Genomic DNA, 25648 nt, shown 5'->3' with positions numbered 1-25648 from the left:
GCGAGGCTACCTCCTTCTCACGCTCCGTGGTGCCCGATGTCACATCGCGCGCTGCGCGCGCTCGGTGACGAGCTCCAGGCGGTCGTCCGGCTGCACCACGGCGAGCCGCACGTGCGATGCCCCGGCGGGGCCGTAGAACTCGCCGGGGCTGACGAGAACGCCCAGATCCTCGGCGAGGCGGGAGGCGAAGCCCCAGGCGTCACCGCCCGGCGCCGGGATCCACAGGTAGAAGCCGCCACCCGGCAGCGCGACGTCGATCCCGTACCGCCGACCGATCAGCTCCGCCCCCCACTCGAGGCGGCGACGGTAGCGCTCCCGCTGGACGTCGACGTGAGCGTCGTCCCCGAAGGCCACGACGGCCGCGGCCTGCACCGGACCGGGCAACATGAAGCCCGCGTGCTTGCGGAGCTCCTGGAGGTAGTGGACGAGCTCGGCGTCGCCGGCGTAGAAGCCAGCGCGGGCACCGGCGAGGTTGGAGCGCTTCGACAACGAGTGCACCGCCAGCACGCCCTCGCTCCCGCTCCGCAGGACGGTGCGGGCCGGACCGTCCCACGTGAACTCCGCGTAGCACTCGTCGGACAGGACCGGCACGCCGTGCGCCCGCCCCCACTCGGCTGCCGCGTCGAGGTCGTCGAGACCGCCGGCCGGGTTCCCCGGCGTGTTCACCCACAGGCAGAGGGCACGGCCCGCGTCCTCCGCGGAGATCGACGACAGGTCGATGCGCCAGTCGTCGTCGACCGCCACCGGCACCGCCCGGCACCCACCGAGCACGGCCCCCATCTCGTAGGTCGGGTAGCTGATCTCGGGATACAGGACGGTGTCGCGGGACGGGTCCCGCAACCGGAGCCAGTGCGGCATCCCCGCCACCAGCTCCTTCGTCCCGATGCACGCCCCGACCTGCGACGGCGCCACCGAGGCGCCCAGCCGACGCTCGACCCACGCCGCCGCCGCCTCCCGGTAGGCGGCGCTGCCGATCGACGGCGGGTAGCCCCGCTCGGCGCCCGAGCCACCGAGGGCCGCGACGACCTCCGGCGGCGGCGGGTCGCACGGCGTCCCGACCGACAGGTCGACCATGCCGCCCTCGTGCGCCGCGGCCACCGACTTCAGCTCGTCGAGGCGGTCGTAGGGGTACGGCGGGGGGACGAAACCGGAGGCGCTCACGCCGGCCATGCAAGCACACCGACGGCGGCCAGTAGCTAGCCGACGACGAACTCGGCCAGGCGGGCCGAGGAGGCGTCGTCGAGGCGGGCGCGGAGGCGCATGCCGTCCTCGCCCGTCGTCTCGACGAGGACCTCTCCCTCGCGGTGCACGGCGGCGAGCACGTCGCCCCGGTCGAAGGGGACGACGAGCTCGACCACCTGGGTGAGGGCCCGCAGGCGATCGCCGATGGCGACGAGCAGCTCGTCGACGCCCTCGCCGGAGGCGGCCGAGAGCGCCACCGACCCGGGGTGGCTCGCGGCGAGCTGACCGGCTTCGTCGGTGAGGTCGGCCTTGTTGAACGCGAGCAGCTCCGGAACGTCCCCTGCGCCGATCTCCCCGAGGACCGAGCGCACAGCGTCCATGTGCGCCGCGACCTCGGGCCCGGAGGCGTCGACGAGGTGGACGAGGAGGTCGGCCTCGGCGACGACCTCGAGGGTCGACTTGAACGCCTCCACCAGCTGGTGGGGCAGCTTGGTGACGAAGCCGACGGTGTCGGTGACGAGCACGGTCTCGCCGCCGGGGAGCTGCAGGCGGCGGGTCGTGGCGTCGAGGGTGGCGAAGAGGCGGTCCTCGACGAGCACCCCGGCATCGGTGAGACGGTTGAGGAGGGTGGACTTGCCGGCGTTGGTGTAGCCGACGATCGCGACCTGCTGGTACGGCGACCGACGGCGGGACTTGCGCTGCACGTCGCGGTGGTGGCCGATCTCACGCAGGTCGGCCTCGAGCTTGTGGATCAGCCGGGCCACTCGACGGCGGTCGACCTCGAGCTGGGTCTCGCCGGGGCCCCGCCGGGCGCCGATGCCGCCGGACTGCTGGGACAGGGACTTGCCCTTGCCCCGCAGGCGCGGGAGCCGGTACCGCAGGAGCGCGAGTTGGACCTGCGCCTTGCCCTCCACCGTGTGGGCGTTCTGGGCGAAGATGTCGAGGATCACGGCCGTGCGGTCGATGGCCGACCGACCGAGCAGCCGTTCGAGGTTGCCCTGCTGCGCGGGTGTCAGCTCGTCGTCGAACACGACCGTGTCGGCGTCCGCGGCCTCGGCGAGCACGCGGATCTCCTCGACCTTGCCCTTGCCGATGTAGGTGGCGGGGTCGGGCGTGGCCCGACGCTGGAGCACGCGGTCGACCTCGTCGGCGCCTGCAGTGTCGACGAGCAGAGCGAGCTCGTCGAGAGATGCCTCGACCTCCTCCTCCGAGCGGCCCGGCGACACCACGCCGACGAGGATGATCTTCTCCCGGAACGTGCGCTCGATGAACGCGCCGCGCTCGCCGCCGAACTCGCCGAACGCACCACGGTGGTCGGAGGCGGCGGTGTCGGATCGACGGGGCTTCTCCTCGCGCTCAGCCATCGAGGACCGCCCCCTCCCTCAGCTCGATCTCGGCCACGAGCACCGACGGCCCGTGGAGCACGGCGCGGCCCTCGACGAGCTCGACGTCGACCGCGCCGCCCGGCATCTCGACCCGGACCTTCGGACCGACGAGCCCCCACCCGTGGGCGAGGGCGGCGGCGGCGCACGCACCGCTGCCGCAGGCCTCGGTGATCCCGACGCCGCGCTCCCAGACCCGGAGCACGAGCACGTCGGGGTCGGGCCCGGGGACGATGAGCTCGAGGTTGATGCCCTCAGGGTACGACGACTCGACTGCCGGGCCGATCTGCGCCAGGTCGACCTGGCGCAGATCGCCGGGCGAGAGGTCGAGCCACGCGACGACGTGGGGGTTGCCGAGGTCGGCGGTGCCGGACTCCTTCACCGCGAGGGGCAGCGGTGCGGCGAGACCCGGTCCCGGCCCGACAGGTCCGAGGTCGACCTCGACGACGACGTCGGACGGGGAGGTCCCTGGCCGTACGACGGTCTCCCGACGACCGCTGTCGGCCACCACGACCACACGACCCTCGGCGCCGCGCGACCGGGCGACGGCCTGGGCCAGGCAGCGGATGCCGTTGCCGCTCACCTCCGCCCGGCTGCCGTCGGCGTTGAAGAGGTGCATCACGACGTCGGCGTCGGACCCCGCGTCGGGCCTGGTCCCGTGGATCAGTCCGTCGGCGCCGAGGCCGGACCGCCGGTCGCAGAGCCGGCGCGCCAGCTCGGGACCCACGTCGAGGGGACCGTCCTGGTGCTCGTCGAGGAGGACGAGGAAGTCGTTGCGGAGGCCGTGCAGCTTCGAGATGCGCATGTGACCGCCAGTCTCGCCGGTCGATCGCCGAACCACCACCGTTTCAGCCGGGCTCGTCCCAGATGGCGAGCAGCTCGTCCAGCACGGCCCGCGCATCGTGGTCGGGCGGCGGTGGCTCGAGCCAGGTGATCCGAGGATCACGGCGGAACCACCGCTCCTGGCGACGGGCGAACCGGCGGGTGCGCCGCACGGCCAGCTCGAGCGCCTCCTCGAGTGTGCAGCGCCCGGCGAGGTGGTCGGCCAGCTCCTTGTACCCGAGCGCCTGGGCGGCGCTGCGCGAGACGCCACGCGGGTCCTCCCACACCCGCCGCACCTCCTCGACGAACCCCGCCTCCACCTGCGCCGCGTACCGGGCGGCGATCCGCTCGTCGAGCACCGGACGGGGCAGGCGCAGCCCGACGAGGCGGAAGCGGCTGGGCGGGTAGGCGTCGAGGCCGGGGCCGTACGACGAGAACGGTCGCCCGCCGCCGATGGTGACCTCGAGGGCCCGTAGGACCCGACGGCGGTTGGTGGGCTCCATGCGTGCGGCGGCCAGCGGGTCGAGCTCCGACAGCCGGCGGTGGAGCGCCGCGGTGTCGGGTTCGGCGTCGAGCCCGGCGCGGACGTCGGGGTAGCGCCCCGGCACCTCGAGCCCGTCGACCACCGCCTGCAGGTAGAGGCCCGTGCCGCCCACCAGGAGCGCCCGTCGACCACGGGCCTCGATGTCGTCGACCGCCGCGAGCACGCGGCGCTGGAACTCGGCGACGGTGAACTCCTCGTGGGGGTCGATGAGGTCGAGCCCGTGGTGCGGGACCTCGTCCCGCTCGGAGGCGCTCGGCGTGGCCGTACCGACGTCCATCCCCCGGTAGACCTGCATCGAGTCGACCGACACGAGCTCGGCGTCGGAGCGGACGCGCGCCAGGGCGAGGGCCAGGGCCGACTTGCCCGAGGCGGTGGGTCCGACGAGCGCGACCGGGCGCGTCATCGTCCGTCGCTCAGAAGAGCTCGTCGATCATGACGAAGGCGTCGACGCGCGCCAGGTCCGGCCACTCGATCCCGTAGGCGTCGAAGAACGGTCCGACCGCGCCCGGGCCGAGGTTCTGCACCACGCTCCGGGCACCGATCCCGAGGTCGCGGTAGCGGTCGCCGACGCCCACCAGGCCGCAGTCGAGCACGCCGACGAACCGGTCCCCGGCGAGCACCACGTTGGGAAGGCAGAAGTCGCCGTGGGTGAGGACCAGGTCGGGCGGATCCTCGGGCTGGCGGTCGACGACGTGGTCGAGCAGCTCCTCGGCGCTGAGCCCCTGGTGGATCGGTTGGAAGTCGGAGGGCTCGACGAGGCCGGCGGCGACCCGTGCCCGGGCGTGGGCGACGAGCGCCGCCGTCCGCCCGTCGAACGGGCACCCGTCCACCGGGCCCACGTCGTGCAGGTGGCGGAGGGCCGTGCCGAGGGCCCGTGCGAGAACCTCCGGGTCCGCGCCGAGCGGTGAGCGGGTGGCGTCGACGCCGTCGAGGGCCACGGTCACCAGCCACTCCGCCCCGTCGGCTCGGCCGTGGTCGACGAGCTCGGGCACGGGCCAGCGCCCCTGGAGCCACTGGAGGCGGGCGATCTCGGGGCCGAGGACCGGTGCACCCGAACCCTCGTCGACCAGCTTCACGAACAGGTCGGCGTGCCCGTCGCGCACGGCGCGGGCGACGACGGAGCCGGAGCGGCCGACGTTGACGGGTGCGAGCGACGCCCCGTCGAGCAGCGCGGCCAGCGACGACGGCAGGGCGTCGAGGTCCGGTCGCACCGCTCAGCCGGCGACGACGGGGATGCGGGTGCGGTGCGTCGGGCGCGCCAGGACCTCGCGCAGCTCGCCGCGCAGGTGGTGCGCCGCGGCGTCGGTGACGAGCACGTGGGCGTAGGTTCCCATGCGGAGCGGCTCGGCCGACGGGAAGTGGACGAGCTTGTTCTGGCGGGTGCGGCCGGTGAGCACCGTGCGGTCCCGCTTGGACGGGCCCTCCACGACGACCTCCTCCACCCGGCCGATGCGCTCGCGGTGCTTGCGCACACCCGACCGCTCGAGGACGGCGCGAAGTCGGTCGAACCGGGCGACCGCCACGTCGTGGGGCACGAACGCCTCGGACATCCCCGCCGCCTCCGTGCCCTCGCGCGGCGAGAAGATGAACGTGTAGGCCGAGTCGTACTCGGCGGCGGCGACGACCTCGAGCGTCTGCTCGAAGTCGTCCTCGGTCTCGCCGGGGAACCCGACGATGAGATCGGTGGTGACCGCCAGGTCGTCGATCGTGGCGCGGGCGGCCGCGAGCTTCTCCAGGTACCGCTCGGCGGTGTAGCCGCGGTGCATGGCGGCGAGCACCCGATCGGAGCCGGCCTGGAGCGGCAGGTGCAGGTGCTCGCAGACCGCGTCGACCTCGGCCATGGCGGCGATGGTCTCGGGCCGCAGGTCCTTCGGGTGCGGGCTCGTGTAGCGGACGCGACGGATCCCGTCGAGGGCGCCGACGGCGCGGAGGAGGTCGGCGAACAGGGGCCGTGGTCGCCGACGGTCGTCGCCGCTCCACATCTCGCCCGCGAGCACGGCGTCGTCGACCGAGGGCTCGGCGGCGCGCAGGCGGGTGGTGATGTCCCGGCCGTAGCTGTTGACGTTCTGGCCGAGCAGGGTCACCTCGGTGACGCCGTCGGCAGCCAGGGCCCGCACCTCGTCGAGCAGGTCGCCGAACGAGCGGCTGACCTCCTGGCCCCGCACGGCGGGGACGATGCAGAAGGCGCAGTTGTTGTCGCACCCGATCTGGATGGTGACCCAGGCCGAGTGGTCGACCTCGCGCTTCACCGGCAGCGCCGACGGGAAGGCCTCGGCGTCGTCGAGCGTCTGCTCGACGATCTCGGTGAGGGGGCCGGAGCGACGGGACTCGTGCAGGAGGTCGACCGCACGGTGCACGTTGTGGGTGCCGAGCACGACGTCGACGTGCGGCGCCCGCTGCTGGATGAGATCGCGGTCCTTCTGGGCCAGGCACCCGCCGACCACGATCTCCATGCCCGGCCGGCGGGCCTTGGCGGCCTTCAGGTGCCCGAGCGTGCCGTAGAGCTTGTTGTCGGCGTTCTCCCGGATGCAGCAGGTGTTGAGCACGACCACGTCGGCGGTGTCCTCCGAGGCGGCCGGCACCAGCCCGTCGGCCTCGAGGAGCCCGGCGATGCGCTCGGAGTCGTGCTCGTTCATCTGGCAGCCGAAGGTCGTCACCGCGTAGGTGCGCGGCGTCGGCTGCCCGTCGTGCGGATCCATGTCGAGGCGCGAGTATCCCATGCCGACCGGTGTGGACTCACAGCCCCCGCTGGTCGAACCGCTGCAGGAACGCCGCCATCTCGCCCCGGGTGACGCGGGCGTCGGGGGCGAAGCGGTTCGAGCCGCCGACGCCGGTCGTGATCCCCGTCTGGGCGAGCCACCGGATGGCGGTGTCGTAGAACGCTCCGACCCGGACGTCGACGAAGCGCTGCCCGCCGGAGGGCGCCGGCGTCCCGGCCAGTCGCCACAGGAACGTCGCCATCTCGCCCCGGGTGACCGGCGCGTCGGGCGCGAAGCGGTTGGAGCCCCCCTGTCCGGTGGTGATGCGGTTCTCGTCCAGCCAGCGCACGGGCCGGTCGTAGAAGATGCCAGGCCGGACGTCGACGAACCGCTGCCCGGCCGCGGTGCCCGGCTCGCCGCGCAGACGCCACAGGAACGTGGCCATCTCACCCCGTGTGACGGGGAGGTCGGGGCCGAACCGGTGCCCGCCGCCGATACCCGTCGTGATGCCCCGGGCCTTCAGCCACCGCACGGGCTCGGTGTAGAAGGCGCCGGGCGGGATGTCGGAGAACGAGTTGGTGCGGCCGATGCCGATGTCGGTGCCCGAGCCGAGCACGAAGTCGACGTACAGGCGCCGTTGCCCCTGCGACCGGCAGGTGCCGGCGGACTGGCACTGCGGGTACGCCGGGTAGCTCGTGTACGGCGCGTTCCAGGCGTGGTACCCGAGGCGCAGGCGGTTCTGGAGGTCGACGAACGGTGCCGGGCCGCCCGGACCGAGGCGGTCGCCCTCGCTCGTGTGGACGATGCCGTCGAAGCCCCTCTTGATGCAGCCGTGGAGCGGGCTCGCGCAGGTGGCGTGGCCGATCGCGTAGTACGCCGACTGCCACTCGTTGGCCGAGTAGAAGAGGTGCAGGGTGCCGGCGTGGCGCACCATCGACGGGTTCTCGATCACGTTGCCCTCCCACGCCCGGTCGGTCTGCAGCAGGAGGTGGCGCTGGCTGCCGGCGGCGAAGCCCGTGCCCTGGCCGTTCAGCTGGCGGGACCAGATCCGGGTGGGGGTCGAGCCGGGGATGCCCTCGCTCTTCCAGATCAGGTAGGCGGCGCCGGTGGCGGGATCGACGAAGGGGAAGGGGTCGTTGGACCCGTTCGGGTCGGCGTCGCACACGAGCGGGCCGCTCGTGTTGTCGACGAAGGGGCCGATGGGCGAGCTCGACGTCGCCACCGAGATGCAGAAGCGGTCCCGGTCGAGCCGCTCGCGCACGGCGTAGAACGCGACGAAGCGCCCGTTGATCCGGGCCACCCCCGGCGCCCAGACCTCCTTGCTCATCCGCCCGGCGCCCGGCCGATCGGCGGCCCACGCGGCGGGCTGCGGGAGGGCGTCGTTGAAGTACGGGTCGTCGATGCCGGGGACACCGGGGTCGTAGGCGGGCCGCGGCACCCAGGTGCGCAGGTCGTCGGAGACCATCACCGGCAGGTAGGCACCGCCGGTCGAGGTGCCGTACGCGTAGTACCGGCCGTTGTGGACGACGATGTTGGGATCGGGGAAGTTGTCGTCGTAGGGCACACCGGGGCGGAACCACGGGGCCCCGGGGTACGAGGCCGCCGAGGGGGCGAGCGCAGCCAGCAGGGCCAGGGCGAGCGCCGCCGCCAGGGCCGTGCGGGCCGGTGCCCGTCGGGGTGTCGTGCCGTCGCGGCGCATCGTGCCGTCGATCCTCCGTGTCGATCTCACCGTGGGATGCGGCTCTCCGGTGGCACGCCACGCGGTCGCCCGAGCACGATCCGTCGACCATCAGTGTGGCGGCGGGCCGGCGCGATCCCACCCACCCCGGCGGGTGGGACGCGGCACCGCCGACCGGTGGGCGTCCACGCGGTCGGCGGCGGCACACCCCTGACCCGGACGGCAGGGGCGACGGTGACGGGTGGGCCCGTCGTGGATCAGTCCTCGAGCGTGATGGGCTCGTCGTCGGCGTCGGTCATGACGTCGGCGGCGTCGGACTCGGCGTCCTTCTGGCCGATGCCGACCTGGGCCCGGACCCGCTCGGACACCTCGACCATGATCTCGGGGTTGTCGTGGAGGAAGCCCTTGGCGTTCTCCCGCCCCTGGCCCAGCTGCTCGCCGTCGTAGGTGTACCAGGCGCCCGACTTCTTGATGATGCCGAGGTCCACCCCGAGGTCGAGCACCGAGCCCTCCCGGCTGATCCCCTGGCCGTACATGATGTCGAACTCGGCCTGCTTGAACGGCGGCGCCACCTTGTTCTTCACGATCTTGGTGCGGGTGCGGTTGCCCACCACCTCGACGCCGTCCTTGATCGACTCGATGCGGCGGATGTCGATGCGGACCGAGGAGTAGAACTTCAACGCCCGACCGCCGGGGGTGGTCTCCGGCGACCCGAACATGACGCCGATCTTCTCCCGCAGCTGGTTGATGAAGATGCAGATGGTGTGGGTCTTGTTGAGGTTGGCGGTGAGCTTGCGCAGCGCCTGGGACATCAGGCGGGCCTGGAGGCCCACGTGGCTGTCGCCCATCTCGCCCTCGATCTCCGCCCGGGGCGTGAGGGCGGCCACCGAGTCGATGACCACGACGTCGAGCGCACCGGAGCGCACGAGCATGTCGGCGATCTCGAGCGCCTGCTCCCCGGTGTCGGGCTGGGAGATGAGGAGCTCGTCGACGTCGACGCCGATGCGGGCGGCGTAGGTCGGGTCCATGGCGTGCTCGGCGTCGATGTAGGCGCAGATGCCGCCGTTGCGCTGGGCCTCGGCCACGACGTGCATGGCGAGGGTGGACTTGCCCGAGGACTCCGGGCCGTAGATCTCGGTGACGCGGCCACGGGGCAGGCCCCCGACGCCGAGCGCCACGTCGAGGGCGATCGAGCCGGTCGAGATGGCCTCGATGGCCATCGTCCCCTTCTCGCCCATCTTCATGACCGAGCCCTTGCCGTACTGCTTCTCGATCTGGCCGAGGGCCATGGCCAGTGCCTTGTCTCGCTCCACCGGTTCTTCTCCCGTTGTCGTTCGTTCTCGTCGTCCAGGTGGGGCCGCACCGTGTGGCTGGCCCGATGAGTGAACCCTACGGAGGGGGTGTGACAGTGACGGGGAGCGGGCGGACCCGGCGCCCCCATCGGCGCCGCGGGAACGACGTCACTGTAATTGCGAACGGGTGTTCGATTCAAGCACCCGTTCCTAGAGGCGGCGCCACAGGACGAAGGGCAGGACGAGCCCTGCGCCGGCCTCGCGGAGGCCGGCGGCGACGACGGCCATCGTCCACCCCGAGCGCAGCGCGTCGTCGACGACGAGCCCCGGTCCCGGCGGCAGCGCTCCCCCGTCGGTCCGCCCGATCTCGAAGGCGTCGAGCACGTTGGCGGCCTGGGTGACCGAGTTGTCCATCTCGGCCTGGGGAGGGGCGTCGGGCCGCACGCGCCGCACCGCGTCGACCAGCTCCATCCGCCCGACCTCGGCCAGGCGCGACGCCAGCCCCGCCACGAGGAGCGGACGGGTGCGCGACGGGATCCAGGTGACCCACTCGGGACGACGCCCCCACGGCCAGGCCTTCAACGCTGCGGCGACGCCGCGGAGCAGGTCGTCGTCGGGGGCGGCGTCGGGCGCCGCGAACAGCGGACCGAGGACCTCCGACCAGCCGGGGTCGGAGCCGAGCGCGAGCGCCCGGCCCTCCTCGGCCCGCATCTCGGGGCGGATGTTGCCGCGCCGACCCTCGAGGCCACGCGGCCACTGCTTCCGAGGCTCGAGCACGACCACCGCCGAGCGCAGGTCCCGCTCGGCGACGGCGACCGCCTCCTGCTCGACCTCGGTGTCGACCGGCCGACCGGCGCAGTTGTCGCACCGCCCGCAGTCCTCGGCGCCGGGGTCGTCCAGCTGCTCGCGGAGGAACCGCAGGCGGCAGCCCTCGGTGCGCTGGTACGCCCGCATCGTCTCCTGCTCGGCCCGCCGGGCCGCGGCGAGCCGGGCGTAGCGGTCCTCGTCGTAGGTCCACGGCACCTCGGTGCGAGACCACGCCGAGCCGGACCGCTCCACCGCCCCCTCGACATCGAGCACCTTCAGCAGCGCCTCCAGGCGTCCCCGTCGCAGGTTGACCATCGCCTCGAGGTCGGCGACGGTGCACGGGCCGTGGCGCTCGAGCACGCCGAGGACCTCCTCGACGGTGCGGCGACGGGGCATCGCCGTGGCGTCGAAGTACGCCCAGATGTCGCGCTCGCTCGCGGTGGGCACGAGCACCACGTGGGCGTCGACCCGGCCCCGACCGGCCCGGCCGACCTGCTGGTAGTAGGCGATGGGCGAGGACGGCGAGCCGAGGTGGACGACGTAGGAGAGGTGCGGGTTGTCGTAGCCCATGCCCAGCGCGGAGGTGGCGACGACGCACGCCAGGGCGCCGGTGTCCAGATCGGCCTCGATCCGCTCGCGCTCGGGCGCCGGGGTGGACCCGGTGTAGGACGCCGCCGCGAGGCCCTGGCGCTGGAGGTGGAGCGCGACGCGCTCGGCCTCCGAGACGGACAGGCAGTAGACGAGCCCCGGGCCGGGGTGCTCCGCGACCCAGCGGTGCAGCCAGGCGAGCTGGGCCGCCGACCCGGGCACCTCGGCGACGGCGAGGTGCAGCGTGGGCCGGTCGAGCGAGCCACGGAGCGTGAGCGTCTCGGCGCCGATCTGCCCGGCGACGTCGGCCTCGACCCGTCGGTTGGCGGTGGCGGTCGCGGCGAGGACCGGGACCCCGGGCGCGAGGCCGGCGAGCACGTCGGCGATGCGCCGGTAGTCCGGCCGGAAGTCGTGGCCCCAGTCCGAGATGCAGTGCGCCTCGTCGACGACGAGGAGACCGACGGTGGCCGCGAGGTCGGGCAGGACGTCGGCGCGGAACCGGGGGTTGTTGAGCCGCTCCGGTGAGATGAGCAGGACGTCGACCTCGTCGGCGCGGATGCGGGCCTCGACGTCGTGCCAGTCGTCGAGGTTCGCCGAGTTGATCGTGGCGGCTCGGATGCCGGCGCGCTCGGCGGCCGCCACCTGGTTGCGCATGAGCGCGAGCAGCGGCGACACGACCAAGGTGGGGCCTCCGCCGGCCCGGCGGATCAGCTGGGTGGCGATCCAGTAGACCGCGGACTTCCCCCACCCGGTGGCCTGCACCAGGAGCACGCGCTCGCGCCGGGTGGCCAGCGCGTCGATCGCCGCGAGCTGGTCGGGCCGCAGGACGGCGTCGGGCCCGGCGAGGGCCGCGAGCACGTCGCCGGCCGCGGCCGTCAGCTCGTCGGACGGGGCGGGAGGTGGCGCCGACGGGGTCATCTCACCATGGTCCCACCCGGGTGTGACGTCCGAGCCCGCCCGACGTTGGCGTCCGGGCCGCACCCTGCGACGATGGGGCCATGAGCGACGGCACCGGCATCTCCCCCATCGAGGTCGACGAGGACGAGCTGCGTGCTCGCCTCACCCCCGAGCAGTTCGAGATCACCCGCCGGGCGGGCACCGAACGGGCCTTCACCGGCGCCTACGTCGACTCGAAGGAACCGGGGATCTACCGGTGCCTCGTGTGCGACCTCGAGCTGTTCCGCTCGGACACCAAGTACGACTCCGGCAGCGGCTGGCCGAGCTTCTGGGAGCCGATCTCGCCGGAGCGGGTCACCCTGCAGGAGGACCGCAGCCACGGCATGGTCCGCACCGAGGCCCTCTGCGCCCGCTGCGGCTCGCACCTCGGCCACGTGTTCCCCGACGGTCCGCAGCCGACGGGCGAGCGCTACTGCATGAACTCGGCGTCGCTGCGGCTCGACCCCTCGGAGGGCTGACACCCGAGGGGAGCGCATCGGCCACAGGCGCCGAGCGCTTCCTCCGTGGTGCGCCGGGGTAGGGAGCGTCCCTCGCTCTCGACCCCGGAGGCTCCCATGTCCCGCCACGACCGGTTCGGCACCCGCAACACGGTGGCGCGCACGCTCAACGACCTCGGGCTCGCCACGTGGTTCGGAGGATCCCTCATGGGGGCGGTCGGCCTCAACGGCGCCGCAGCGAGCGCGGACCGCCCGCAGCAGGTGGCGCGAGCCGGCTGGCGCCGCTGGTCGGTCGTGAACGCCCTCGCCGTCACCGCCTACGCGGCCGGCGCGCTCGTCGTCACGAAGGACAACAAGGGCCGGATCCTGGCTCAGCGCGGCGTCGCACCCACCGCGGCGGCCAAGGCCGCCCTCACCGGCGCGGCGCTCGCCGCGACGTTCTACGCCGACGTGCTCGGGCGACGCCTGGCGGCGTCAGAGGCCGACGGGTCGGTCGACGACGGCGCCCGCCGGCGGATGGCGGTCGTCCAGTGGACCGTCCCCCTCCTGACCGGCGGGGCGCTGGTGGCCGACTCCCAGCTGTCGGAGCAGCAGCGGCCGCTGCAGGCCCTCGGCGGGGTGCTCGAGCGGCTCAACCCCGCCGCCTGAGCGGTGGCCGGCCGCCAGCCCGCTCAGCGGTCGCGGAACGGTGCCGCGACCTGCTCGATGAAGGTGTCCATGACCTCCCGCTTGGCGGCGCCCTGGGGCAGCGTGAAGTCGGGAACGATCAGCTCGTCGACCCCGGCGTCGCGGTAGGCGGCGACCACCTCGACGAGCTGCTCCGGCGTGCCGACGAGCGCCGCGCGCCCGATGTCGCGCTGGCGCATCTCCTCCGCCTTCGCCTCGTTGTCGAAGAGGAACAGCAGTCCCTGGCAGGACCGGCGGATCTCCCCGGGGTCGCGTCCGACATCGTGACAGTGGGCGTCGAGCACGCCGTTCTTGTGGCGCAGCACGTCGGGCGTGCCCCAGACGTTCCACTCCTGGGCGAAGCGGGCGGCGATCCGCATGGTGCGCTTCTCGCCCCCGCCGCCGATGAGCAGCGGCAGCGGCGACTGCACCGGCTTGGGCTCGAGCGGCGCATCGGTCAGCTGGTAGTGCTCCCCCGCGAAGGTCACGCGCTCCTCGGTGAAGAGACGGGTGACGACCTCGCAAGCCTCCTCGAGGCGGTCGAGGCGCCCGCCGACGGTCGAGAACTCGATGCCGTACCGCTCGTGCTCGTTCTCCTGCCACCCGGCACCGAGGCCGAGCACGACGCGACCCCCGCTGATGTGGTCCGCCGTCGCCGCGGCCTTGGCCAGCACCGCGGGGTGGCGGTACGTGTTGCCGCTGACGAGCACGCCGATGCGCACCCGCTCCACCGCGGCGGCCAGGCCGGCGACGAGCGACCACGCCTCGTGCATCGGACCGGACACGTCCTCGGCGTTCGGCATGAAGTGGTCGGCCACCCAGACGCCGTCCCACCCGGTGGCGGCGGCGTGGCGGCTCGTGGCGAGGATCTCGTCCCAGCCCTGCGAGTTGTTGACCCAGAAGGAGAAGCGCATGCCGGGGATCCTAGGGAGCCGACGGCCACGGCTACTCCAGGTCGAGCAGGCGGCGGCGCAGCCAGTTGAGGAGCCCGATGGTGGAGAACGCCCGGATGCGCTCCCGATCGCCCGGCATGCGCACCGGTCGCGACTCCACGCGGTCGCCGATGGCGAGGCCGAAGAACACCGTGCCCGGGGGCAGGTCCTCCTGCGCGTCGGGCCCGGCCACGCCCGTGACGCCGAGCCCCACGTCGGCGCCGAGGACCTTGCGCACGCCGTCGGCCATGGCCCGAGCGCACTCCTCGGTGACGACCGGGCCCTCGGGCACGCCGAGCACCGAGAACTTCACGTCGGAGGCGTAGGCGACGACGCCCCCTCGGAACACCTTCGACGCGCCGGGCACGTTGGTGATGCGGGAGCCGATGAGACCGCCGGTGACCGACTCCGCGACCGCGAGCGTGAGGCCCTGCTCGGCGAGCAGCGACACGACGGCGTGCTCCATCGTCTCGTCGTCGACCCCGAAGACGATGTCGCCGATGATCGACCGGACGACGGCCTCCTCGGCGGCGATGACCTCCTCGGCCTCCGCGGCGGTGGCCGCCTTCGCCGTGAGGCGGACCTTGATCCCCTCGATGCCGCTCGCCAGGAAGGCGATCGTGGCGCCGGGCTCGCGGTCGAGCCGCTCGATCTCGTCGTGCAGCATCTCGGCGAGGCCGGACTCGGACTGGCCCCACGTCCGCAGGGTGCGGCTGGCGATCACCGACGTGACCCCAGCACGGCGCTGCAGGTCGGGGACGACCGTGCCCGCCACCATCTCCCGCATCTCGGCGGGGACGCCGGGGACGGCGTAGATGACCTTGCCCTCGTGCGCGTGGCCCGGCGGCATGGGGCACACGAGCCCCGGCGCGGTGCCGGGCATCTGCGGGATGGTGGTCGCACCCGCCGGCACCTGTGCCTGGCGGAGGTTGTTCGCCGACATCGCCCGTCCCCGCGAGCCGAACATCGCCCGGATGCGCGCCTCGATGGCCTCGTCGTGGAGGAGCTCGACGCCCATCACCTCGGCGATGACGTCGCGGGTGATGTCGTCCTGCGTCGGGCCGAGGCCACCGCACACCACGACGGCGTCGCTGCGCTCGAGTGCCTGCCGCAGGCTGCTGGCGATCCGGTCGCGGTTGTCGCCCACCTTGGTCTGGAAGTGGCTGTCGATGCCGGCCAGGGCCAGCTGCTCACCGATCCAGGACGAGTTGGTGTCGACGATCTGCCCGAGGAGCAGCTCCGTCCCGACGGCGACGACTTCGCAGCGCATGGCGGGCGAGGCTACCGGTAGCGTCCCGGCGCATGACAGCCCCCGCGCGCCTCCTCCACGTCGCGTTCGACGCCTGCGACGCGGACATCGCCCGCCGCCTGGCCGAGGAGGGGCGGATGCCGCACCTGGCGTCGCTCCTCGAGCGTGGCGCGGTCGTCGACACCGTCGGGCCGCGCGGCGTCTACGTGGGGGCGCACTGGACGTCGATGTTCACCGGTCGCCTCCCGACCAACCACGAGTACTACTGCTGGGCCAAGGTGGACCGGCACACCTACGAGTGGCGGGACACGACCCCTCGTGACACGGTCGGCACGCGCGTCTGGGACGCCCTCAGCGGTGCGGGCCACCGCGTCGCGGTCATCGATGCACCGCACATCTTCCCGACGCCGGACCTCGACGGCGTCCTCGTCGCCGAGTGGGGGTGCCACGACCGGCACTTCGCCACCCAGTCCCACCCGCCCGAGCTGGTCGGGCAGCTCTCCGAGCGGTTCGGACCCCACCCGGTCGGCACCTCCCCCGGCCCCGGCGGGACACCCGCGTTCGCGGCGTGCGACTACCACCACCGCGCCGGCCTGCACCGCACCCCGGGCGAGGACCTCGCCTTGTTCGAGGACCTGAAGGAGGGCATCCGACGGAAGACGGCGGCGTCGCTCCACCTCCTCGACCAAGGCGACTGGTCGTGGTTCCTCACGGTCTACGGGGAGTCGCACTGCGTCGGCCACCAGTTCTGGCACGTGCACGACCCCGGCCACCCGTGGCACGACCCCACGCGTGCCGAGCTGCTCGGCGACCCGCTCGTCGCGGTCTACGAGCTGCTCGACGAGGGGCTCGGCGCCCACCTCGAACGGGTCGACGACGACACCACCGTCTACGTCCACCTCACCCACGGGATGGGCCCCCACTTCGACGGCACCCACATGCTCGACCACATCCTGTGGCGCCTCGACCTGGCCCACCGCGGCGCCGCACCGGTCGGCCGCCGCACGCGCCTCGCCGGGATGACGATCGGTCGGCTCCCGCTGGCGCTCGAGCGACGCGTCACCCCGCACCTGGCGCCCCTCGTCCGTCGCCGCATCAGCTCGGCCCCTCCCGCGCCGAACCCCGACCTCGACGCCGTCGGCCGGGCGGGCCGCACGTTCTACGACGTCCCGAACAACTCCCCCGCCGGGGGCGTGCGCGTGAACCTCCTGGGACGGGAGCGCCACGGACGGGTCGCGCCGGGTCGCGAGCTCGACCGGGTCCTCGAGCGGCTCCGTGCCGACCTGCTCGAGCTCGTCGACGTCGACACCGGCGAGCCCGCCGTCCTCGACGTCGTGCGGACCGACGACGTGTTCCCTCGCCAGGAGGTGGACGACTTCCCCGACCTGCTGGTCGAGTGGAACCGCAGCTCCCTCCTGGAGCGGGTGTGGTCGCCGACGATCGGCACCGTCGTCGTGCCCTACGAGCACTGGCGCACCGGCGACCACCACGAGCGAGGGCTCTTCCTCGCGACCGGCCCGGGCATCTCCCCCGGCCACCGCGACCGGCCGCTCCTGTCCCACGAGGTGGCGCCGACGGTCGCCGCTGCGCTCGGCCACCGCCTCGGCGACGTCGACGGCAGCCCGCGCGACGACCTCGTCCCGTCGGTCGCGGCGCGCTCCGGCGCCCTGGCGTCGCAGCGACTGGCCCGACGGCCCCGCCCCGCGAGCCCCGAGCCGGGCGCCGAGGTGCCGGAGGTGGAGGCGGCTCCGGGCAGGTCGGCGATCGCGGTGGCCGGCCTCGACGAGCGGGTCGCCCAGCTCGAGCGGGAGTCGCTGGTCTGGCGCACGATGCACTGGCTGGCCGCGGAGCCGGTCCCGGCGTCCGGTGCGCTCGTCTCGGTGATCCTGGCCACCCGCCACCGTCCCGAGGTCCTCCCCCGGGCGGTCCGCTCGGTGTGCGCCCAGCGCTACCCGCACTGGGAGCTGGTCGTGGTCGACAACGGCGACGACGGCGGCGGCGCGACGCGCGCCGCGCTCGCCGAGCTCCCCGACCACCGGATCCACGTGGTGCACCACCCGGAGCCCGGCTTGTCGGGGGCCCGCAACGTCGGCCTGGCGGCCGCAACCGGAGAGATCGTCGCCTACCTCGACGACGACAACGAGCTCGACCCCGAGTGGCTCCACGCCGTCGTCGGGGCCTTCGAGTCCCACCCCGATGCCCAGGTGCTCTACGGGGCGCGGCTCATCGACGACCACGACCGCGTCCACGGGCTCCCCGGTCGGGGCTGGCCGTGGTTGCAGTTCGCGGCGTACGACCGGGCGACCCTCGAGGAGGGCATGATCACCGACATCGGCGCGATCGCCCACCGGGCGGGGCTTCCCGAGGCCCGCTTCGACGAGACGCTCACCTACGCGGAGGACTGGGACCTGCTGCTGCGCCTCACCAGCGACCGGCCGCCGCTCGAGCTGCCGGCCGTCGCCTGCCGCTACCGCACCGACGCCCCGAGCCGACTGTCGGACGAGGTCGTCGCCGAGCAGCTCGACCGGATCCGCACGCGCCACAGAGGCACGGCGTCGGGCGACGCGTGAGGCTCAGACCGACGGCGGCGCGCCGGCCGGGGCCGCCGCCCGGGACCCGTCGTAGAGGTACTGCGCGCCCGTCCCCAGCGTGAGCCCCACCGCGGCCCACAGGGTGGTGTCGGCGACCCAGGCCGGGTCGTCGGCGATCGGCGGGAGGAGCGCGAACGCCACGGCGAACTGCTGGGTGACGGTCTTCAGCTTGGCGCTGCGACGCGCGGGGATCGAGACGCCTCGGCGGGCCCAGTACGAGCGGTACATGCTGATCGCGACCTCGCGGGCGGCGATGAGGAGCACGGGCAGCCACGTGAAGCGCTCGATGGCCACGAGGGCGACGAGAGCGCCGAGAACCAGCACCTTGTCGGCGAGCGGGTCGAGGAATGCCCCGGAGCGCGTGGTGCCGTGGCGCCGGGCGAGGTAGCCGTCCACCCCGTCGGTGAGGCAGAGGGCGGTCCAGACGGCGAAGATCAGCCACCCTGCGCCGCCGTCGGCGATGGCCACGAAGAGCAGGGGCGAGAGGAGCAAGCGGGCGATCGTCACGTAGTTCGCCGGGGTGGCGAGCGCGCTCGGGCCGAAGGCGGTGTCGGTCACCGCGGCGCCCCGATCGTGGCGGCGACCGCCTCGAGGTCGGGGCCGAGCGAATCGACGACCTCGACGGTGTGGAACGCGCCCGGCACGAGGTCGGTGGGCACCGTGACGATGCCGTCGATCTCGGGCGCCTCGCGGTGGGTGCGGCCGACGCCCGGCTCGTCCACCAGGACCTCGACGGTGCGGCCGATCAGCGCCGACCGACGCTGCGCGGTGATGGCGTCCTGCAGCTCGGACAGCTCGGCGAGGCGCTCGGCCACGAGCCCCGGCGCGACCTGGCCGTCGAGGTCGGCGGCGTAGGTGCCGGCCTCCGGGGAGTAGGAGAAGAACCCGCACCAGTCGAGCTGGGCCGCCTCGACGAAGCGCAGCAGCGCATCGTGGTCGTCCTCGGTCTCGCCCGGGTACCCGACGATGAAGTTGGAGCGGAAGGCGGCGTCGGGCTCACGCCCGCGGATGGCGTGGATGCGGTCGAGGAAGCGGTCGCCGTCGCCCCAGCGGCGCATCCTCCGCAGGAGCGGGCGCGACACGTGCTGGAGGCTGAGGTCGAAGTAGGGCACGCCGGTGGCGCAGATGGCGTCGACCAGCTGGTCGGTGAGGTCGGACGGGTAGAGGTAGAGCAGCCGGACCCGCGCCGCCCGTGCGGACACGGCCTCGACGAGCGGCACGATGGCCCGCTCGCCGACGCCCTGGTCCCGGCCGAAGGCGGCGAGGTCCTGGGCGACGAGGACGACCTCCTGCACGCCGAGCTGGTCGACCTCGGCGAGGATCGACTCGATCGAGCGGGACCGCTGGGGACCCCGGAACGTGGGGATGGCGCAGAACCCGCAGGCCCGGTCGCAGCCCTCGGCGACCTTCACGTACGCCCACGGCACGGCGGAGGCCGGGCGGGGCAGGTTGAGCAGGTCGAGCTCGGGGACTCGTCGGGTGGGACCGAGGGTGACGGGCACGCCGAACCCCGCGACGGCGTCGACCTCGGGCAGCGCGTCGGCGAGCTCGTCGCCGTAGCGCTCGGCCATGCACCCGGTGACCACCAGCTCGGCGCCGTCGCGACGTGCGTCGGACAGGGCCAGCACCGTGTCGATCGACTCCTGGCGGGCGTCCTCGATGAACGCGCAGGTGTTGACGACGACGAGGTCGGCGGCATCGGGCGAGTCGGCCGGCACCATGCCGTCGGCGAGGAGCGTCCCGACGAGCTTGTCCGAATCGACCTGGTTCTTGGGGCAGCCGAGCGTCTCGACCCAGTAGCGGCGGGGCATGGCCCCGACAGCCTACCTGGCCCCCTCCGGCGCAGCGGGTGGGTCCGCGGGGACGACAGTCGTGTCGTCGAGGGGCTCGACGTGGTGGATCCAGACCGGGTCCGCGAGGCCCTTGACGAACACCGGCCCGACCTCCCGGAACTCCACGTCGACGAGCCCGCCACCGATGGCGCGCCGGGTGGCCTCCGAGACGAGCAGCTCACCGGGGCCGGCCAGGTCGACGATGCGGGCCGCGACGTTGACGTCGTGGCCGAGGAGGTCGTCGCGGCGCCGTCGCTGCGTGCCGTGGTGGGCACCGGCACGGATCCACAGCGGGAAGCCGTCGAGGTCGTGGTCGGCGAGCGTGGCGTGCAGCGCCAGCGCGGTGGTGATCGCGCCGACCGGGTCGGGGAACCACAGCATGAGGCCGTCCCCCAGCTCCTTGACGACCCGGGCCCCGTCCGGGAGCAGCCGCTCCACCGCCCGCTCCTGGACCGCCAGCAGCTCGAGCGCACGGTCGTCGCCCTCGTCGGCGGTGAACGCGGTGAAGCCGACGATGTCGGTGAACACCACCGTGCCGACGACGGCGTCGGCGGCCACGTCGACCGCCACCTAGGCCTCCCGGACGCGGATCGCCCCGCTCAGCGTGCGGGCCGCGATCGTCCCCGTCTCGCCATGGGGGACGGTCGACCGGATCGATCCGGAGCGCGACGCGAACCGCTGGACGGGCGCGGCACCGGCGGGCACCTCGAGCTCGATGCGCCCGCTCACGGTCTCCAGCTTCACGTCGGGCGGTGTCGAGCCGACGTAGCCGATCGTCACCCGCCCGGCCACGGATCGGGCCCGCACCTCCCCGTCGACCGCCTCGACCCGGACGCGCCCGGTCTTCGTCGCGACCTTGATCGACCCGGCGCGCCCGACGGCGACGCGACCGCTGACGGTGTCGACCCGCGCCTCTCCCTCGCAGATCTCGACCTCGACCCGGGCGCTCACCGTGCGGACCGAGGCCCGCCGCGCCGATTGCACCGTCACCCGGCCGCTGACCGTGGTGACGGCGACCGCGCCGAGCTCGCCGGTGAGCGCGACCCGCCCCGAGCGGGTGCCGACCACGACGTCGGTCCCCGTCGGCACCCGGGCCCGCACCGCGTCGTGCCCACCGGTGACCGTGAGCTGCGCAGGCCCGCCGTCGGGGGCGTCGCCGGGATCGACCGCGCCGCCCTCGACCACCACGTCGTCGCGCGCCTCGGCCACCACCTCGATGCGGCCCGACCGCGTCGAGATGCGGACCGATCGGGCGACGGTCGCCTCTCCGCTGCTCTCGACCCCCACGAGGGGGACGGTACTCCTCCCCCTCCCGCTCCGCAGTGGCGCCGGTCACCTGTGACATGCTCCGGACAGGGCGAGCGAGGAGAGCAACCATGGCAGCACTGGAGACCGTCGCGCCGGCGTTCGTGGAGATGGCGCACCGCATCGTGTGGTGCGTCGCCGGGACCACCGACCCCCGCGGCCGGCCGAGGACGCGGGTGCTCCACCCGATCTGGGAGTGGAGCGGCGCGCAGCTCACCGGGTGGATCGCCACCTCTCCCCTGTCGCCGAAGGCCCACGACCTCGCGGCGATGCCGCGGATGTCGGTCACGTACTGGAGCCCGGACCAGGACACCTGCACCGCGGAGTGCTCCGCCGAGTGGCAGACGAGCGAGGACGCCTTGGCCAAGGGGTGGCAGCGGTTCGCGCAGGCGTCACCGCCCGTCGGCTACGACCCGGCCATCATCCCTGCGTGGGACAGCCCGACGAGCCCGGCGTTCGGCATCCTGCGCCTCATCCCCGACCGCCTGCGGGTCCAACCCGCCTCGCTGATGACCACCGGCGAGGGCCAGGTCCTCCTCTGGAGGGCCTAGGCCCCGCCGCCGGTCAGACGCCGAGCAGCGCCACCGACGCGCCGTAGGCGAGGATCAGCCCGCCGCCCTCGATGCGGGTGAGCTGCCGCCGGGCGAGCATCAGCACGACGAGGCCACCGGCGATCGCCACCATCATCACCACGCCGATGCCGAGCAGCTTCGGGGCGTCGAGCCCCCCGCTCGCGAACCCCATCGTGGCCCCCACGATCAGGCTGTTGAAGATGTTCGAACCGAGCAGGTTGCCGACGATGAGGTCGGTCTCCCCGGCTCGGGCCGCGGCGACCGTGGTGACGAGCTCGGGCAGCGACGTGCCGACCGCCACGAGCGTGAAGCCGACGAACCCGCCCGAGAGCCCTGCGGCGTCGGCGACCTCCACCGCGCCGGTGACGAGCAGCTGCGCGCCGAGCAGCGTGCCGAGCAGGCCGATCACCGTCCGCACGACCTCGCCCTTCAGCGGGTGCGGGTGCGCCTCGTCGGCGAACTCCTCCACCTCCTCCTCGAGCTCGGGATCGGGGAGACCGCCCGAGCGGATGATGATCGTGAGCACGGCGACCATGACGACGAGGAGGACGGCGGCCTCCCAGCCTGCGACGCCGTCCTGGACCAGGAGCGCGAAGAGCGCCACGGCGCCGAGCATGAGCGGTGCCTCGCGCCGCAGCACGCCGTCGTGGATGCCGACCCGGACGATCAGGGCCGCGGCCCCGAGCACCAGGGTGAGGTTGGCGACGTTGGAGCCGACGATGTTGCCGAGGCCGACCTCGGCGTTGCCGTCGAGCGCGGCGAGCGTCGAGACGAGCATCTCGGGAGCAGAGGTGCCGAAGCCGACGATCACCGCGCCGACCACCACGGCGCTGATCCGCAGAGCGAGCGAGATGCGGGCCGCCCCCAGCACGAACTGGTCGGCGGCCTTGGTCAGCACGACCAAGCCGACGACGACGAAGAGGATGTGGAGGACGAGCACGACGGTTCAGGATGGCTGCCGGCGGCGGTCCCCTCCAAGCCGGGAACCCGGCGCCCGCGGTCGACGGGTCAGAACGCCGGGTCGTCCGGGAGCTGGTCGGGACCGATGAGGTCGTCGGCGGTCGGACCGGCGCCGTCGAGCTCCTCGGGCGTCATGAGGACCGCACGGGCCTTCGACCCCTCCGAGGGGCCGACCACGCCCCGCTGCTCGAGCAGGTCCATGAGGCGACCGGCACGGGCGAACCCGACGCGCAGCTTCCGCTGGAGCATCGACGTGGACCCCAACTGGCTGCGCACCACCAGGTCCATGGCCTGGAGCAGGAGCTCGTCGTCGTCCTCGTCGCCGGTGGACCCACCGGGCAGCTGCGCCGCGGCCCCGGTCGGCTCACCGTCGCCCTGGACCTCCTGGTTGTAGGTGACCTCCGGGGCCTGCTTGCGCCAGGCCTTCGCGACGTCGCGGACCTCCTCCTCGGTGACCCACGCACCCTGGACGCGTTGGGCGGTGCTCGACGTGGCCGTGAGCATGAGCATGTCGCCCTTGCCGATGAGGCGCTCGGCCCCGCCCTGGTCGAGGACGACGCGGCTGTCGGCCAGGCTCGACACGGCGAAGGCGATGCGGGACGGCACGTTGGCCTTGATGAGCCCGGTGATGACGTTGACCGACGGCCGCTGGGTGGCGAGCACCAGGTGGATGCCGACCGCACGGGCCTTCTGCGCGATGCGGCAGATGCTCGCCTCGACGTCGCGGGCGGCCACCATCATGAGGTCGTTGAGCTCGTCGACCACGATGACGATGAAGCTCATCCGCGGGTACTCGAGCGGCTCGCCGTCGGGCCCGACCTCGCCGGCTCCCGGCGCCTCGCGCAGGTCGCCGCGGTCGTACGCCGCGTTGTAGCCCGTGATGTCGCGGACGCCGACGGCCTCCAGCACCTCGTAGCGGCGGTCCATCTCCCGCACCGCCCAGTCGAGTGCGTTGGCCGCCTTCTTCGGGTCGGTGACGACCTCGGTGAGCAGGTGGGGCAGCTTGGCGTACTGGGTGAGCTCGACGCGCTTGGGGTCGACGAGGATCATCCGCACCTGGTCCGGCGTGGAGCGCATCAGCAGCGACGTGATGATCGAGTTGATGCACGACGACTTGCCGGCACCGGTGGCGCCCGCGATGAGCACGTGGGGCATCGCCGCGAGGTTCAGCATCACCGACGTGCCGTTGATGTCGCGGCCGAGCGCGACCTCGAGGGGATGGGTCGCCTTCTTGGCCTCGGGCGACGTGAGCAGGTCGCCGAGGGCGACGAGCTCGCGCTGGGCGTTCGGCACCTCGACGCCGATCGCCTGGCGCCCCGGGATGGGAGCCAGGATGCGGACGTCGGGGGTGGCCATCGCGTAGGCGATGTCCTTGTGGAGGCTCGTGACGCGGGCGACCTTCACGCCGGGACCCAGCTCGAGCTCGTAGCGGGTGACCGTGGGGCCGACGACCATGCCGACCAGGCGCGTCTCCACGCCATGCTCGGCGAGCGCCTGCTCGAGCACGCGGCCGGCGTCCTCGACCGCCGAGCGATCGACCTTGTGCGGTCCGGCCTTCTTCAGCAGGTCGACCCGCGGGAGCTTCCAGGGCGACGACGTGGCGGCGGGCCCGAGGTCGATGTGGAGCTGCTCCGGATCGCCGGCGGGTTCGGGGACCGGTGCCCGCTCGGGCGCGGCCCGACCGGCGCGCGGTGATCCGGCGTCCTGGTCGAACAGCGCGGTGGCGTCGGTGAGGTCGATGGCCTCGTCCGCCGTGGCGTCGGCGTCGTCCGCGACGATCTCGCGGCCGCCGACGACGACGGTCGGTTCGCTCACGGGGGCGGCGTCGACCCGCGTCGCGTCGGTCGGGGTCGTCGCCGCGCCCTCGTCACCCGAGGGTCCGGTGAAGAGACCGCCGACGGCCCGCCGACCGACGTCGCCGAGGGGGCGCACGCCCGCCGAGGTGACGTCGAGGACGGCGCGGAGCGTCGTGTGGGTGAGCACGAGCAGTCCGAGGACGGTGACGGTGACGAGGACGAGCAGCGCGCCCCAGACCGACGCCGCGGCCTCCAGGGGGATGCCGGTGGCGGCGCCGAGCGCCCCGCCGGCGTCGGACAGCGCGTCGATGCCGTCGCCGAGCGCCGGGCGGCCGAGCCCCATGTGGAGCAGGCCCGAGCCGCCGACGAGGAGCAGGAGCGACCCGACCACGCCGCGCACGGGGAAGCCGCCGTCGTCGTCGACGTCGTTGCGGATGAGCAGCACCCCGGCGAGGACGAGGGCGGGCGGGACGAGGACCCGGGCGACGCCGAGCGCGCCACCGGCGGCGCCGTCGAGGAGGCGGCCGAGCGCCCCGGCCGCGTCGACGTAGATGCCGAGGCCGGCGAGGACGCCGAGGGCGACGAGGGCGAGCCCCCACGCGTCGGCGACGTGGCCCTCGAACGCGCTGGCGAACAGCGGCTTCGGCGGCGCGGTGGCCCGCCCCTTCGTGGAGCGGCCGGCGGTGGATCGGGATCGGGTGGACTGCTTCGTTGCCACAGGGACCTCGGGCGCGTGGGACCAACGGGCTCCACCCGCCGACCATGGTCGCCGGACGGTGGCGCGGGGTCAAGGACCCTCCGTGGACGACGCCGCCGGGACGATCGCCCCTTCCCTTCCGTGACCCGGTCTGCGAGGGTCGAGCTGTCGCCGATGCGAGGTGGTGCGCCATGTCCGACCACGTCCCCGCCCCCGAGCCTCAGGCACGGGCCGAGGCCCGCCGCGAGCGCCTGCGTGAGCTCATGGATCGCCTCGAACGGGCCCTCGCCGAGCCCGCCCTCGCCGACCTCCCGGTCTGGCGCACCAACGTCGCGCTCGTCTGCGACGAGCTCGACGGGGCGCTGCACGACCACGTGGAGGAGACCGAGGGCGACCTGTTCCCCGAGCTCGAGCGCACGAGCCCCCACGTCGTCGCACGCATCGCCCGCCTCACCGCCGAGCACCCCCGCCTGCGGGCCGAGCTCGACGACCTCCGCGAGGCCCTCGTCACCGACGCCCCCGAGCCCGAGACGACCGCCGAGCGCATCCGCGAGCGGGCCCTCGCCCTGCTCACCGACCTGCTGCGGCACCGCCAGTCCGGCGCCGACCTCCTGTACGAGGCCTACTGGGTCGACCTGGCCTCCGCCGACTGAGCGCCGG

General features: G+C 73.6%; 22 protein-coding genes. 5 read left to right on the top strand and 17 right to left on the bottom strand.

Going from position 1 to position 25648, the window contains the following annotated elements:
- Positions 1–39: 39 nt before the first annotated feature.
- The 9 genes from GH723_RS07265 to GH723_RS07225 form a co-directional block, all read right to left on the bottom strand.
- Positions 40–1161, bottom strand: a complete 1122-nt coding sequence (locus GH723_RS07265; RefSeq protein WP_229023149.1) for an aminotransferase class I/II-fold pyridoxal phosphate-dependent enzyme — start codon at positions 1159–1161, stop codon at positions 40–42.
- Between the two features lie 35 nt (positions 1162–1196).
- Positions 1197–2546, bottom strand: coding sequence for a GTPase HflX (hflX, locus tag GH723_RS07260; protein WP_153759032.1), 1350 nt, complete (start codon positions 2544–2546; stop codon positions 1197–1199).
- Positions 2539–3369, bottom strand: coding sequence for a diaminopimelate epimerase (gene dapF / locus GH723_RS07255; protein WP_195210584.1), 831 nt, complete (start codon positions 3367–3369; stop codon positions 2539–2541). Before dapF ends, hflX begins: the two co-directional genes overlap by 8 nt.
- Positions 3370–3412: 43 nt before the next feature.
- Positions 3413–4333 carry a tRNA (adenosine(37)-N6)-dimethylallyltransferase MiaA gene (miaA, locus tag GH723_RS07250; RefSeq protein ID WP_153759030.1) on the bottom strand — a complete coding sequence of 307 codons (921 nt, stop codon included), beginning with the start codon at positions 4331–4333 and terminating at the stop codon, positions 3413–3415.
- Positions 4334–4343: 10 nt separating this feature from the next.
- Positions 4344–5141, bottom strand: coding sequence for an APH(3') family aminoglycoside O-phosphotransferase (locus tag GH723_RS07245; protein ID WP_153759029.1), 798 nt, complete (start codon positions 5139–5141; stop codon positions 4344–4346).
- A gap of 3 nt (positions 5142–5144) precedes the next feature.
- Entirely contained in the window at positions 5145–6650 is a 1506-nt protein-coding gene (locus GH723_RS07240; RefSeq protein ID WP_229023148.1) for a MiaB/RimO family radical SAM methylthiotransferase, read from the bottom strand.
- Between the two features lie 16 nt (positions 6651–6666).
- On the bottom strand, positions 6667–8328 hold the full coding sequence (locus tag GH723_RS07235; protein WP_153759028.1) for an S-layer homology domain-containing protein: 1662 nt from the start codon (positions 8326–8328) through the stop codon (positions 6667–6669).
- A 236-nt stretch (positions 8329–8564) separates the two neighbouring features.
- Positions 8565–9596 (bottom strand): recombinase RecA, encoded by a 1032-nt coding sequence (gene recA, locus GH723_RS07230; RefSeq protein ID WP_153761112.1) that lies wholly within the window; start codon positions 9594–9596, stop codon positions 8565–8567.
- 213 nt (positions 9597–9809) lie between these two features.
- Complete coding sequence (locus GH723_RS07225) at positions 9810–11912, bottom strand: RecQ family ATP-dependent DNA helicase (protein ID WP_153759027.1); 2103 nt, start codon at positions 11910–11912, stop codon at positions 9810–9812.
- Between the two features lie 80 nt (positions 11913–11992).
- Here GH723_RS07225 and msrB point away from each other — a divergent pair, with 80 nt between their 5' ends.
- Positions 11993–12409: a peptide-methionine (R)-S-oxide reductase MsrB gene (msrB, locus tag GH723_RS07220; RefSeq protein WP_153759026.1), complete on the top strand. Its 417-nt coding sequence runs from the start codon at positions 11993–11995 to the stop codon at positions 12407–12409.
- A 96-nt stretch (positions 12410–12505) separates the two neighbouring features.
- A complete protein-coding gene (locus GH723_RS07215) occupies positions 12506–13036 on the top strand; it encodes a hypothetical protein (RefSeq protein ID WP_153759025.1) in 531 nt (176 codons plus the stop codon).
- 23 nt (positions 13037–13059) lie between these two features.
- Here GH723_RS07215 and GH723_RS07210 read toward each other — a convergent pair whose 3' ends face one another.
- Both GH723_RS07210 and GH723_RS07205 read right to left on the bottom strand, forming a co-directional pair.
- Complete coding sequence (locus GH723_RS07210) at positions 13060–13968, bottom strand: TIGR03560 family F420-dependent LLM class oxidoreductase (protein WP_153759024.1); 909 nt, start codon at positions 13966–13968, stop codon at positions 13060–13062.
- A 31-nt stretch (positions 13969–13999) separates the two neighbouring features.
- Entirely contained in the window at positions 14000–15256 is a 1257-nt protein-coding gene (locus GH723_RS07205) for a competence/damage-inducible protein A (RefSeq protein WP_153759023.1), read from the bottom strand.
- A gap of 32 nt (positions 15257–15288) precedes the next feature.
- Between GH723_RS07205 and GH723_RS19035 the strand changes: the two genes are divergently transcribed.
- A complete protein-coding gene (locus GH723_RS19035) occupies positions 15289–17805 on the top strand; it encodes a glycosyltransferase (RefSeq protein WP_153759022.1) in 2517 nt (838 codons plus the stop codon).
- Between the two features lie 3 nt (positions 17806–17808).
- Here GH723_RS19035 and GH723_RS07195 read toward each other — a convergent pair whose 3' ends face one another.
- Genes GH723_RS07195 through GH723_RS07180 form a run of 4 tightly spaced genes read right to left on the bottom strand, consistent with a single transcriptional unit; the run spans position 17809 to position 20945 of the window.
- Positions 17809–18384 carry a CDP-alcohol phosphatidyltransferase family protein gene (locus GH723_RS07195; RefSeq protein ID WP_153759021.1) on the bottom strand — a complete coding sequence of 192 codons (576 nt, stop codon included), beginning with the start codon at positions 18382–18384 and terminating at the stop codon, positions 17809–17811.
- Entirely contained in the window at positions 18381–19637 is a 1257-nt protein-coding gene (rimO, locus tag GH723_RS07190) for a 30S ribosomal protein S12 methylthiotransferase RimO (RefSeq protein ID WP_153759020.1), read from the bottom strand. Before rimO ends, GH723_RS07195 begins: the two co-directional genes overlap by 4 nt.
- 12 nt (positions 19638–19649) lie before the next feature.
- Positions 19650–20228 carry an adenylate/guanylate cyclase domain-containing protein gene (locus tag GH723_RS07185; protein ID WP_153759019.1) on the bottom strand — a complete coding sequence of 193 codons (579 nt, stop codon included), beginning with the start codon at positions 20226–20228 and terminating at the stop codon, positions 19650–19652.
- Positions 20229–20945 (bottom strand): DUF4097 family beta strand repeat-containing protein, encoded by a 717-nt coding sequence (locus GH723_RS07180; protein ID WP_153759018.1) that lies wholly within the window; start codon positions 20943–20945, stop codon positions 20229–20231.
- 89 nt (positions 20946–21034) lie between these two features.
- On the opposite strand from GH723_RS07180, the gene GH723_RS07175 reads away from it, so the two are divergent.
- Positions 21035–21514, top strand: coding sequence for a pyridoxamine 5'-phosphate oxidase family protein (locus GH723_RS07175; protein ID WP_153759017.1), 480 nt, complete (start codon positions 21035–21037; stop codon positions 21512–21514).
- Between the two features lie 13 nt (positions 21515–21527).
- Here GH723_RS07175 and GH723_RS07170 read toward each other — a convergent pair whose 3' ends face one another.
- Together GH723_RS07170 and GH723_RS07165 are read right to left on the bottom strand one after the other, a co-directional pair.
- Positions 21528–22475 carry a calcium/sodium antiporter gene (locus GH723_RS07170; RefSeq protein ID WP_153759016.1) on the bottom strand — a complete coding sequence of 316 codons (948 nt, stop codon included), beginning with the start codon at positions 22473–22475 and terminating at the stop codon, positions 21528–21530.
- A gap of 68 nt (positions 22476–22543) precedes the next feature.
- A complete protein-coding gene (locus GH723_RS07165) occupies positions 22544–25009 on the bottom strand; it encodes a DNA translocase FtsK (protein WP_153759015.1) in 2466 nt (821 codons plus the stop codon).
- Between the two features lie 170 nt (positions 25010–25179).
- Here GH723_RS07165 and GH723_RS07160 point away from each other — a divergent pair, with 170 nt between their 5' ends.
- On the top strand, positions 25180–25641 hold the full coding sequence (locus GH723_RS07160; RefSeq protein ID WP_195210583.1) for a hemerythrin domain-containing protein: 462 nt from the start codon (positions 25180–25182) through the stop codon (positions 25639–25641).
- Positions 25642–25648 lie beyond the last annotated feature (7 nt).

This window comes from Actinomarinicola tropica (assembly GCF_009650215.1).
GTDB classification, from domain to species: domain Bacteria; phylum Actinomycetota; class Acidimicrobiia; order Acidimicrobiales; family SKKL01; genus Actinomarinicola; species Actinomarinicola tropica.
This window is presented reverse-complemented; position numbering and strand designations above follow the sequence as displayed.